The 12,282-nt window shown below is 51.6% G+C and carries 13 protein-coding genes; all 13 read left to right on the forward strand.

The genetic code is table 11. From position 1 onward, the window contains the following. The first annotated feature begins 132 nt into the window (after nucleotides 1-132). The 13 genes from IPG80_RS17310 (at nucleotide 133) to IPG80_RS17370 (ending at nucleotide 12,273) form a co-directional block, all read left to right on the forward strand. A complete protein-coding gene (locus IPG80_RS17310; protein ID WP_345109455.1) occupies nucleotides 133-498 on the forward strand; it encodes a DRTGG domain-containing protein in 366 nt (121 codons plus the stop codon). Then, complete coding sequence (locus IPG80_RS17315; protein ID WP_345109458.1) at nucleotides 485-1,492, forward strand: CBS domain-containing protein; 1,008 nt, start codon at nucleotides 485-487, stop codon at nucleotides 1,490-1,492. Before IPG80_RS17310 ends, IPG80_RS17315 begins: the two co-directional genes overlap by 14 nt. Then, the gene (locus IPG80_RS17320; RefSeq protein ID WP_345109461.1) at nucleotides 1,489-1,827 is read left to right on the forward strand and encodes an AraC family transcriptional regulator; all 339 of its coding nucleotides are present in this window, start codon (nucleotides 1,489-1,491) and stop codon (nucleotides 1,825-1,827) included. Before IPG80_RS17315 ends, IPG80_RS17320 begins: the two co-directional genes overlap by 4 nt. Nucleotides 1,828-1,829: 2 nt before the next feature. Beyond that, nucleotides 1,830-2,564, forward strand: coding sequence for a PHP domain-containing protein (locus tag IPG80_RS17325; protein WP_345109463.1), 735 nt, complete (start codon nucleotides 1,830-1,832; stop codon nucleotides 2,562-2,564). 118 nt (nucleotides 2,565-2,682) lie between these two features. After that, nucleotides 2,683-3,189 (forward strand): NAD(P)H-dependent oxidoreductase subunit E, encoded by a 507-nt coding sequence (locus IPG80_RS17330; protein WP_345109465.1) that lies wholly within the window; start codon nucleotides 2,683-2,685, stop codon nucleotides 3,187-3,189. Nucleotides 3,190-3,191: 2 nt separating this feature from the next. Next, entirely contained in the window at nucleotides 3,192-3,761 is a 570-nt protein-coding gene (locus IPG80_RS17335; protein ID WP_345109467.1) for an ATP-binding protein, read from the forward strand. A gap of 12 nt (nucleotides 3,762-3,773) precedes the next feature. Continuing rightward, nucleotides 3,774-4,142, forward strand: coding sequence for a (2Fe-2S) ferredoxin domain-containing protein (locus IPG80_RS17340; RefSeq protein ID WP_345109470.1), 369 nt, complete (start codon nucleotides 3,774-3,776; stop codon nucleotides 4,140-4,142). 39 nt (nucleotides 4,143-4,181) lie between these two features. After that, on the forward strand, nucleotides 4,182-5,966 hold the full coding sequence (locus IPG80_RS17345; protein WP_345109473.1) for an NADH-quinone oxidoreductase subunit NuoF: 1,785 nt from the start codon (nucleotides 4,182-4,184) through the stop codon (nucleotides 5,964-5,966). Nucleotides 5,967-6,085: 119 nt separating this feature from the next. After that, nucleotides 6,086-6,577 (forward strand): NAD(P)H-dependent oxidoreductase subunit E, encoded by a 492-nt coding sequence (locus IPG80_RS17350; protein ID WP_345109476.1) that lies wholly within the window; start codon nucleotides 6,086-6,088, stop codon nucleotides 6,575-6,577. Between the two features lie 9 nt (nucleotides 6,578-6,586). Next, nucleotides 6,587-8,224: an NADH-quinone oxidoreductase subunit NuoF gene (gene nuoF, locus IPG80_RS17355; RefSeq protein WP_345109479.1), complete on the forward strand. Its 1,638-nt coding sequence runs from the start codon at nucleotides 6,587-6,589 to the stop codon at nucleotides 8,222-8,224. Nucleotides 8,225-8,283: 59 nt separating this feature from the next. Then, entirely contained in the window at nucleotides 8,284-10,257 is a 1,974-nt protein-coding gene (locus IPG80_RS17360) for a molybdopterin-dependent oxidoreductase (RefSeq protein WP_345109481.1), read from the forward strand. A 7-nt stretch (nucleotides 10,258-10,264) separates the two neighbouring features. After that, entirely contained in the window at nucleotides 10,265-10,807 is a 543-nt protein-coding gene (locus IPG80_RS17365; RefSeq protein ID WP_345109484.1) for an NADP oxidoreductase, read from the forward strand. 38 nt (nucleotides 10,808-10,845) lie between these two features. Beyond that, on the forward strand, nucleotides 10,846-12,273 hold the full coding sequence (locus IPG80_RS17370) for a Ni/Fe hydrogenase subunit alpha (RefSeq protein WP_345109486.1): 1,428 nt from the start codon (nucleotides 10,846-10,848) through the stop codon (nucleotides 12,271-12,273). Nucleotides 12,274-12,282 lie beyond the last annotated feature (9 nt).

A 12,282-nucleotide genomic window follows, 5' to 3' on the forward strand; every position in this document is an offset into this window, starting at 1 on the left:
TTCTTTTTTTGTTAAATTTATTTGTGAAATTTGTCACATAACAGGCATATTATCACCCACCAAGCATGAAGAATGAAACTTACCAAAACAGACGTAATAACGAATAATTTAATGGAAAAGGAAAACTTTATTATGCACATGAACTTGGAACAGATCATTCGTATCGCACAGGGTGAAATCGTAACAAAAGAACTAAGCACAGATGTGAATATTCATGGCGGCTGCTGTGCCGACTTAATGAGCGATGTACTGGCATATACCCGTCCGCATGCCGTGCTCATCACCGGGTTAACCAATCCGCAGGTAGTTCGTACCGCCCAAGTCGCAGACTTTCGCGCCATTATCTTTATTCGCGGAAAAAAACCCCAATCTGAAACGATCGAGATCGCCGTGCAGGAGAATATTCCACTTATCTCCAGCCCATTTGGCATGTTTGAACTGAGCGGAAAATTACACGATGCCGGACTAACCAGTTACGAAACCAATGACTCCAACTAGACCTCAAACTGAGCAGGAAAAATTCGGGCGGCACCGTCCACTGACCGACCGTGACGCGCACGAGATCAATCGTATCGAGGAACTTTCATACGATCTGAAAGTGCGCGAAGTAATGGTACACAATGTCATCACCACTTCGCCCGAAGTTCCCCTTGCCAGCGCTCTGGAACTTTTGCGGGTCAACCGCATCTCCGGTTTACCTGTCATAGAAGCAGGAAACCTGGTTGGTGTTATCAGTCTGGAAGATATTGTGCGGGCTTTACAAAAAAACGAACTGCCACTTCCTGTAAAAAATTACATGAGCGCCAGCCTCGTTACGGTCAAAGCGACTGACAGCGTTGTTGAAGCCATCAAAACGTTCAGCGAAAAAAGGCTGGGGCGTTTGCTTGTTGTTGATGAAAACCACAAACTGATGGGTATCATCACCAAAGGAGATATCACGCGCGGCATTTTGCTCGCCGTTCAACGGGATTACAAAGAGGAAGAAGTCCGCAGGTATCGAGCCAGCCACCTGTTTGAAGATATCGTCTCAGACCGTACAACTCTTGTTTTGCGCTACGACATAAAAGCCGGAGATTTCACACACGGCGGAAACTCCTCCAGCAATATCAAACGCGCCCTCTTACGCCTCGGAGCCGACTTTCAAGTTGCGCGGCGCTGCGGAATTGCCGCCTACGAAGCGGAGATGAATCTCATTATTCACACCACCCATGGCGGCATCCTCAAACTGGAAGTGGAGCCGCACAAGATCACACTTTCCACCAACGATGATGGTCCTGGTATCGATGATGTTCAAAAAGTGCTGCAACCCGGCTATTCCACCGCCACCGACGAGGTACGCGCCTTGGGTTTTGGGGCAGGCATGGGGCTGGTAAACATCAATAAATGCGTGGACAAAATGGAGATCGAATCCACACCTGGCAAGGGCACCAAACTCGTCATGCGCATTTTTATTCCCAACGAAACATTAAACGGCAAAAAGGCATCCATATGAACCTGCAAACGATCATTGACCAGCTTCAACTCAACATTCTCACAGAGCCGCGCGACTTCACCGGCATCACTCCACAAGGCGGATATGCCTCTGACCTGCTTTCATGCGTCATGGCAGGCGCAAAAAGCAACAATCTTTGGATAACCCTGCAAGCCCATTTGAACATTGTGGCAGTCGCTTCTATGCTGGATGTCGCTGCCGTCATCATAACCGAAAATGCCCAACCCGATGAAACCACGATCAACAAAGCAAACGAACAGGGTGTGATCCTGCTTTCCACTCACAAGCTTAGCTACGAGATCTGCGGAATACTTTGGGAAATGAACATCCGGTAGAGATGAAAACCTTTCGTGCTGACCTACACGTTCATACCGTCCTCTCGCCCTGCGCAGAGGTGGAAATGATCCCACCGCTGATCGTACAGGCAGCACGCAACCGCCAAATTGACATCATCGCCATCACCGACCACAACGCCAGTGCGAATGTAAGTGCCGTTCAAAAAGCAGCCGAGGGAAGCGGGTTGACCGTCCTGCCTGGCATGGAAGTTCAAACGCACGAAGACATACATATGCTTTGTCTTTTCGCCTCACTTGCTGACCTCGAAAACTGGCAGCACGAAGTGGACCTTTCCCTGCCCGAAGCCTTAAATCAGCCCGAACATTTCGGCGAACAATTTGTTGTGGATGAGAGCGGCGAATTCATCCGTAGCGAGCCGCGTTTGCTACTGACCGCCACACAATTCTCCATTGAAGAAGTTCTCGAAAAAGTTACTCAATTGCATGGCATGGTCATTCCTGCACATGTAGACCGAAAAACCTTTGGCTTATTCCCAACGCTTGGTTTTCTAGCCGATTGGTGGAACTTCCCGGCACTGGAAATTTCCCGCCACATCACCCCCGAAGGATTATTTCAAGCCTTTCCATCTTCAAAAAGACTTCCGATCATTCAATCCGGTGACGTTCATCGGCTGGATGAATTTCTAGGCACTACCTATTTCGATGTGGAAGCACCCACCTTACCTGAGATTTACAAGGCATTAAATGGTGAAAATGGCAGAAAATCAAAAATGTAATCGATTTAATGGATAGATAATTTACATACCCATCATATGACATCCTTCATTGACTGATTTGGGTTCAGCATGTAAACTTAAATTGTGAAAATTATCACAATATCTTAATAGAGAAACTATGACACGCTCAATAAAAGAAATCCCAGAAAACGACCCACTTAAATCTGAAGACCTGAAGCCGCTGATCGACAAGGCTATTGCCGAGAATAAAGACCGCCCTGGCGCGGTCATGCTTGTGCTAAATGAAGTGCAATCCAAGATCGGGCACGTCTCCCCTTGTATGCAGGTGTATATCGCACAAAACTTGAAAGTCCCACTGGGGCAAGTCCACGGTGTGGTGACCTTCTATTCGTTCTTCAAGACCAAGCCGCGCGGCAAGCACACCATCAAGTTCTGTTTGGGCACAGCTTGCTATGTAGCAGGCACGCCCCAATTGGTGGAAAAAGCCAAGCAAATGTTGAACATTGACCTCGGCGATACAACGCCCGATGGACAGATCACACTCGAAGAATGTCGCTGTGTGGGCGCATGCAGTCAGGCACCTGTAGTGGTAGTCAATGAAGAAGTGCAAGGCAAATTGCGCCCGAACAAGTTCCCGCAGGTGTTGAAGAAGGTTCAAGGATAACCATGCGCGAAATCGCTTTGCATCTTTTGGATATTGCTGAAAACAGCGTTGCGGCGGGAAGCCGAAATATTCACATTGATGTGATCGAAGATCTGCATAATGACTTACTAAAAGTCAGCGTGACCGATGACGGCAGAGGCATGGATGCAGAAACTGCCAAACGTGTGCTTGATCCGTTCTACACCACGCGCACCACGCGCAAAGTCGGCTTGGGCATTCCGCTCTTAAAGTTGGCGGCAGAACAGTCTGAGGGTGGATTAAGCCTGGAAACAGAACCCGGCAAAGGCACGCGTATCGAGGCGTATTTTCGTCACAGTCACATTGACCGGATGCCGCTGGGCGACGTCGGTACTACATTCCTGACCCTGCTGGTTTCTTATCCGCATATTCATTGGGTGTTCAAATATCAAACAACAGCAAACGACGGCTCAACCAAAACGTTTGAGCTGGATGATGAAGAAATCAAAGCCGTGCTCGGTGACACACCATTTACCGAGCCGGATGTGTTGAAATTTTTACGCGGGATGATCGAGGAAGGCATTGCCAACCTCACCCTGCAAACGGAGTTTTAAAAAGGAGTAACCATGCCAGCCATTAAATCGTTGGAAGAACTGAAGCGTGTTCGTGAAGAAGCGCTTGCAAAGAAACAAATGAAAGCCGCGCCAGGCAGCGTGCAAGTGATCGTCGCCATGGGCACTTGTGGAATTGCCGCCGGTGCGCGTGACACGATGAAGAGCGTGTTGAATTACATCGAAGCGCAACATCTCAGCGGCGTGACCGTGACCCAGACCGGGTGCATGGGTATGTGTGAGCAGGAACCGATCGTGCAGGTCATCTTTGGTGAGCAGGCGAAGGTGACGTATGGCAAAGTCAACGCCGATGTTGCGGCGCAGATCATGAAACAGCATGTGCAAGGCGGTATGCCATTGAAAGATCACGTTTTACCTAAATAATCATGTCATGCTGAGTGACATTTTCGGAGAATAGTTTTTATGCCTTTTTATCGATCTCATGTTTTAGTATGTGTTGACCCAGAGTGCCTTGCCAAGGGCGCTCATGAAGTGGTAGATGCTTTGCAAGACGAACTTGTTGCACAAGGTTTATTAGACGAAATTCAAGTTCTTGAGACCTCACGTATCGGAAGTTGTTCCGATGGTCCTGAAATGATGGTCTACCCAGACGGTGTGCATTATGTCGGCATGACCGCGGACGATGTGCCGTTCTTGGTGGAGGAACATTTTCTCAAGGGTCGTATTGTTGAGAAGTTCCGTGAAGTTCATAAAGCGATCGTTGATGAAGAGTTAGGTCCGTTACGCCCGAAAGAAGTACGTGTGGTGCTTCGCAACTGCGGCGAGATCGACCCGATGAACATCGAAGATTATCTCGCTGTGGATGGTTATCAAGCACTTGGCAAGGTCATCGGTGAGATGACGCCGGAACAGGTCATTGATGAAGTGACCAAATCCGGTCTGCGCGGACGTGGCGGCGCGGGCTTCCCTGCCGGGCGCAAATGGGGACTCACCCGTCAGGTTCCCGGTGACATCAAATACATGGTCTGCAATGCGGATGAAGGCGACCCCGGTGCGTTCATGAATCGCCGCGTGCTCGAAGGTGACCCGCATTCGGTCATCGAAGGCATGATCATTGGCGCGTATGCTGTCGGCGCGAGCTATGGCTACATCTACTGCCGCGCAGAATATCCGCTTGCGGTGGAAACGCTCAACGTGGCAATTGCTCAGGCGCGCGAATTTGGCTTTTTAGGAAATAACATCCTCGGCACGGACTTTAACTTTGACCTTGAAGTACGCGTCGGCGCGGGGGCTTTCGTGTGCGGCGAAGAAACCGCTCTGATGGCATCGATCATGGGCAAGCGTGGAGAGCCGCTTCCGCGTCCCCCATTCCCCTCTGTGAAAGGCGTGTGGGGTAAACCGACAAATAATAATAATGTGGAGACTTACGCCAACATTCCGCAGATCATCGTCAAAGGCGCGGACTGGTACGCCAGCATGGGCACGGAACGCTCAAAAGGCACGAAGACTTTCGCCGTCGGCGGAAATGTTGCCAAGCCGGGTCTGATCGAAGTGCCGATGGGCATCACCCTGCGCGAAATTATTTTCGATGTGGCAGGCGGCATCAAAGACGGACGCACCTACAAAGCCGTGCAAACTGGCGGACCGATGGGCGGATGTCTCACCGCAGAACACCTTGACCTGCCGCTCGATTATGAAGCACTTACCCAAGCCGGTTCGATGATGGGTTCAGGCGGTTTGGTGGTGATGGATGAAACCTCCTGCATGGTGGACATTGCCCGCTTCTTCATGGACTTTACGCAAGCGGAGTCTTGCGGGAAGTGTACGCCGTGCCGCGTGGGCACACGCCGCATTTTGGAACTGCTGCAAAAAATTTGCGACGGCAAGGGCGAGCATGGCGATCTCGAAAAACTTGAAGACCTGTGCCACGAAGTTGCCAAGAACAGCCTATGCGGACTTGGTCAAGGCGCGCCGAATCCAGTACTCAGCACGCTCAAGCACTTCCGCCATGAGTATGAAGCGCATGTTTATGACAAGAAATGTCCGGCAAAAGTTTGTCGTAATTTGATCCACTTTGAAATCCAGGCGCCGACTTGTACCGGTTGTATGGTCTGTGCAAGAAATTGCCCGGTGGAAGCCATCAGCGGCGAACGCAGACAGGCGCATACTATAGATATCAACAAATGCATCCGTTGCGGCATTTGTATGCAAGTTTGTAATTTCAACGCAGTTTCGGTTTTGTCATAGTCACTTTTCCGTCCTTGCGAGCCGCGCACTTGTACTTTGCGGCGAAGCAATCTCGGACATAATCATGAGATTGCTTCGGGCTAACGCCCTCGCAATGACGGAAATAGAAAAGAGGTTGAATGTACGCTCCAGCGGTTGAACGTGAAATCAAGGAAGTCGTTCAGGAAGCCATTGAAAAGCATGGATGTACGCGTGATGCGTTTATCCCCATCCTCAGTGAGATCAATCATGCACTGGGATACATCCCTGCTGAAGCCATTCGGGAAGTGAAAGTGCAGATCAACCATGATGGCAGTTTCGTCTCACAGGGACAGTTGTTCGGGTTGGCGAGTTTTTACGACATGCTCTCCACCCAGCCTCGCGGACGACACGTCATCAAGTTCTGTGAGAATGCGCCGTGCCATGTCGTTGGCGGCAAAGCCATTTGGGATGCTCTGCGCGAAACGCTCGACCTCGAAAACGGCGCAACCACACCCGACAAAAAGTGGACGCTCGTTACTACATCGTGCATCGGGTTGTGCAGTGTCGGTCCTGTATTGTTGATCGATGACGACATGTACGGCAACGTCACGATTGAGCAGATCCCCGATATTTTGGAACGTTACGAATAGGAGCCAGCCATGAAAACCAAACGTGCCATGATGTTGGTCTCCACAGATCCAGAGAGTATGAGGCTCGGAGCGAGCGAACTACTCGAAAATCTGAAAGAGGCGTTGGAAGCCTATCAATTGCAAGACGAAGTGGATATCGCCGAGATCAGCGACATCGAGCGGACGAATATCCTTCCCATTGTTGTGGTGTACCCCGAAGCCACCGTGTATGGACCTGTCAAACCGGGCGATGCGCGCTACTTGGTGGAAGAACATCTTTACAAGGGACGCGTTGCTGAGGATTTGCTTGCCCCACCCAAACAGTTGACGGGACAGATCGGTTCTCTCCGCGCTCATAAAGGATACAACCCATCGGAGCAACGCATCGTCCTTGAGCGTGCCGGGCGCATCGACCCCGAGAACATTGAAGATGCGATCGCTCACAACGGGTATGAAGCACTTGGCAAAGTGCTGAGCGAAATGCCGCCGGAGCAGGTCATCGATGTCGTTGAAAAATCCGGCTTGCAAGGACGCGGCGGCGCGGGCTTTTTGACAGGGCGCAAATGGAAATTCGTGCGCGCTGCAAAAGGCGAAAAGAAATACGTCATCTGCAATGCCGATGAAAGCGAGCCGGGCACCTTCAAAGACCGCATCGTGCTCGAAGGCGACCCGCACGTCATTCTTGAAGCGATGGCAATTGCTGGGTACGCCGTCGGCGCGGACGAAGGCTACATCTACATTCGCGGCGAATATGGTCATGCCTATCGCCGTTTGCAACATGCGATCGAACAAGCTGAGGAATTTGGTTTCCTCGGCAAGAACATTTTCAACACGAACTTTAACTTTCACATTCATTTACATGCAGGCGCAGGCGCATATGTCTGCGGCGAAGAGACTGCGCTGATCGAATCCATCGAAGGCAAGCGCGGAGAGCCGCGCCCTCGCCCACCCTACCCGGTGACGCGCGGTTTATGGAATAAGCCCACCACGGTCAACAACGTGGAGACGCTGGCAAACATCCCTGCCATTTTGCGCAACGGCGCAGAGTGGTATCGCTCATTCGGCACACCGTCCAGCCCGGGTACGAAGGTCTACACCATCATGGGCAACGTCAACTTTAGCGGCGTAATCGAAGTACCGATGGGCATTACCTTGCGCGAGGTCATCAACATCTACGCCAAAGGGATGAAACCCGGCAGCGTGTTGAAACTTGCCCAAACCGGCGGCAGCAGCGGATCGATCATCCCATCTTCCCTGCGAGATGTTCCGATGGATTTCGAGTCCTTCCGCAAGGCAGGTGTTTCGCTCGGTTCAGGTGCATTGCTCATTTGCGACCAACATACCTGCATCGTGGATTTGGTCAAAGTGCTGTTGCAATTCTTCCGCTTTGAATCCTGCGGCAAATGCACGCCTTGCCGTGTAGGTACCCAACGCTCCTACGAGATTATGGATCGCATCTCAAAGGGACAGGGCAAGTTGGAAGATTTGGATACGCTTCAAAACCTGATCTCGGAAATGGAACGCGCTTCGAACTGTGGGCTTGGTCAGACCGCCACCGTCCCGATCCGTGACATGCTCAAGCATTTCCGCACTGAGGTGGAAGCGCACATTCAGTTGGGAAGCTGTCCCACTGGCGTGTGTGAAATGATGGCGATTATGGAATCCTGAAGCTCTGCTTCAGGAAAAGCCGAAAGCAGAGCTTTCGGAATCCAAATTACGAGGATTACATGGTTCAGATAACGATCAACAAACAACAGATTGACGTCCCCGAAGGAACGACGGTTCTACGGGCAGCAGAGATGGCGGGTATTAACATCCCACGTCTATGTGACCACAAGGAACTGACTCCATACGGTGGTTGCCGCTTGTGCATTGTGGAAGTGCAAGGCGTGCGTGTGCCGATGGCATCTTGTACCCTGCCGGTCAGCAATGGCATGGTGGTGGAAACCGAAACCGATGCGCTCAAGAAATCGCGTCAGTTCGTGCTCTCCATGCTGTTCAGCGAACGCAACCACTTCTGCCCGTTCTGCCAGGTCAGCGGCGGAGATTGCGAACTGCAAAACGCCGCCTATCACGAAGAGATGACGCACTGGCCCATTCAACCGGGTTGGAGTGATTTCCCAGTCGATACCTCACATCCGTATTTTGTGTTGGATAACAACCGCTGCATCCTCTGCCGCCGCTGCGTGCGGGCATGTGCTGAGATGGCAGGCAACTTCACGCTCTCGGTCGCAGAACGCGGCGCGAAGAGCATGATCGTTGCAGATACTGATATTCCGCTTGGCGAAAGCACTTGTATCAAATGCGGTTCCTGCGTACAGGTCTGCCCGACCGGCGCATTGATCGACCGCACCAGCGTCTATCAATCGCACGACAAAAATTTACAGGAAATCAAATCGGTGTGTGTGGGCTGTTCGGTTGGATGCTCGATCAAGATCATGGTGCGCGACAATCGCATCGTACGCATCGAAGGCGATTGGGATGGACCCGTCAATCACGGTGTAATGTGCGAGTACGGACGATACACTACCGCCAATGAAAACCGCGTGCGCCTCACCTCTCCGCTGATGAAGAAGAACGGCAAACTCGAACCTGTTTCCTGGGACGAAGCATTGAGCGCCGTGCAAGAGAAAATGGCAAAAGAAAGCATTGCCGCTTTAGCATCCACTCGTTTATCGGCTGAAACTTTGGCGGCGTTCAAAGACCTGTTCGAGAGCAAACTTCACAGCAAACTCGTGACCAGCATCGAAGAAGGTGTGCCAACTGCGGCAGTGACAAAATTCGCTGAAACGCACGAAGGCTTTGAGGGCAAACTTGATGCCCTGAAAACTGCGGATACGGTTCTGTGCGTCGGCGCGAACGTCAACCGCAGCCACATGGTGGCGGGATTTTTATTCAAGCGCAATTTGAACGCTGGCGTGAACTTGATCAACATTGACCCCGATGAAACCTCGCTGGATGAAGTTGCCCGCGTCGCGCTTAAGCCGAAAGCTGGTTCTGACCATGTGCTGATCCTTGCGCTGCAAGCGATCATTGCAAAAGAAGAACTGGAACGCAAGTCCCTGAATATCACAGACGCCGATGCCCGCATCAAGAAAGCCGTGACTGAAACCGGCATCTCCGAAGCGGACTTGAGCAAAGCCGCGCGGATGTTGGCACACGCCATCTCACCGATGATCGTCTTTGGTAAGGGCGTCACCGCTCAACGCGATGAAAAACTGATCGAAGCGCTGTACCAACTCGCAGTCCAGGTGGGAGCCGTGGATGGCGAACGCAGCAACATCCTTTCGCTGAAAGGTGAAGCCAATAGCCAATCCGCTGCATTGATGGGGCTTGAGCAGCCATTCAATCCCAATGGCGAGAAGGTCACCTACATTGCGATCGGTGATGATTATGTGGCGAACAGGTTTGTTGAAAAAACATCCAAGTCTGCATATTTAGTGGTGCAGGCGAGTTATGAATCAAAACTGACTGAGCAAGCGGATGTGGTGCTACCAGTAAGCATTTGGGCGGAGCAGGAAGGTCATTACATCAATCTCGATGGACGCGTGCGCAAAGCCGAAAAGGCGATCAATGCGCCAGAAAACGTGCGCGACAATTTGGATGTATTGACCGAGCTTGCCAAACGAATGAAATTGACATTGGATGCGGATTGGAAGAAATCCATCCGTGAACGCAAATCTAGCGTTTCGCTGAATTGAGGACCTTATGACTAAACCGAAGATCGCTTCTGATTGGATGTGCGGCTGTGCAGGCTGCCACATGTCATTGCTCGATATGGACGAACGCATTTTGAAGATCGTCGAGCTGGCAGATTTGCGCGCAACCCCCATCACAGACTTGAAAGAACCCGATGCCAGTGGCGTAGACGTGGGCATACTGGAAGGCGGTATCAACAATACTGCCAATGAAGAAGTAGCGCACAAGATGCGCGAACGCTCAAAGATCCTGGTGGCGCTCGGTGACTGTGCTGTATTTGGCGGCGTGCCTGCCTTGCGAAACTTCTGCGGGGTCGAAGCGGCGTTGCGCCGTGCCTATGTGGAAGCTGAAAGCAATGAAGAAGGTAGCCAGATTCCCAACGACCCCGAACTGGCAACCATGACTCAAACACGCGCTCTGCATGAAGTTGTGCCGGTAGATTACAACGTTCCTGGCTGCCCGCCCGACCCGGATGTGATCTTTTATGTGCTTTCAGAACTGGCACAAGGACGCAAGCCGGAATTGAAAGATGATTTATTGCACTGGCATTAGTAAATAGAGATTAGTAATTGGTAATTGAGGAGCGATTTATGACAACACAAAAAATTACGATTGAGCCCGTCACTCGCATTGAAGGTCATGCCAAGGTGACGATACACATGAAAGACGATAACACCGTTGACCATGCCTACATGCACGTCAACGAGTTTCGTGGGTTTGAAAAATTCTGCGAAGGGCGTTTGTATTTTGAAATGCCGCAGATCACGCCGCGCATTTGCGGCATCTGCCCGGTGAGCCATCACCTCGCAGCTGCCAAAGCCAGCGACGCGTTGACGGGTCAGACCCCGCCGCGACCGGCAAGCCTGTTACGCGAACTGATGCACATGGGTCAGATCGTGCAAAGCCACGGTATGCATTTCTTTGAATTGGCTGGACCCGACCTGTTGCTCGGCTTCGATGCCGCACCCGAAATACGCAACGTCGTCGGCTTGATCGGCGCGAACCCAGAGTTGACGGTCAAAGCCGTGCAGCTGCGCAAGTTCGGTCAGGAGATCATCAAGACTCTTGGTGGACGGAAAATCCACCCGGTGTTTGCTGTCCCTGGCGGCGTGAACAAGGCATTGACTATTGAAGAACGCGACAACATCCTGAAAGGTGTGGATACTGCCGTTGAAACCTTGAAGGTCGGTCTGCAGATCATGAAAGATTGGGCGGCAAAGAATATGGAAGACATCAACAAGTTTGCCGTCTTCCCCACTGGTTACTTTGGTCTGACCACACCTGAAAACGGACTTGAGTTATACGATGGCGACATCCGCCTCATCAGCCAAGAGGGCAAGCCGTTGGAAAAATTCCCGGTTGCCAATTATCTGGATCACATAGCGGAACACGTCGAGCCGTGGTCGTATCTCAAATTCCCGTATTACAAAAAACTGGGCTATCCGGGCGGCGTCTATCGCGTCGGTCCGCTGGGACGCTTGAACCTTGCCGAGAAGATCGATACGCCACTGGCAAATGAAGAGCTCAAGATATTCAAAAGCCTCAACAACGGCAAGATGGTTGAGAACACACTTTATTATCACTATGCCCGTCTGATCGAAGCCTTGTTCGCCACAGAACGCGTGCGTGTGCTGTGCGAGGATAAGGACATCACCAGCACCGATATTCTCAATACGCGCAAGAATTACACCGGTCACGGCGTGGGCGTGATCGAAGCCCCGCGCGGAACGCTCATCCACGATTACACCGCAGACGAGAACGGCAAATTGCTCAAGGTGAACCTGATCGTTTCGACCGGTCACAATAACTGGGCAATGACCAACGCCGTGGACAGCGTCGCCAAAACTTATGTCAAGGGACCAGATGTCAGCGAGGGCATGCTCAACCGCGTCGAAGCCGCCATCCGCGCGTATGACCCGTGCCTGTCCTGCTCCACCCATGCCGTCGGACAAATGCCCATCCAAGTTGACTTTATCGCCCCAGACGGTACAATAATTAAGACACTGAAGCGTGATTAAGTTTTAGAG

The sequence above is a fragment of the Candidatus Villigracilis vicinus genome, assembly GCF_016702885.1.
GTDB lineage: Bacteria > Chloroflexota > Anaerolineae > Anaerolineales > Villigracilaceae > Villigracilis > Villigracilis vicinus.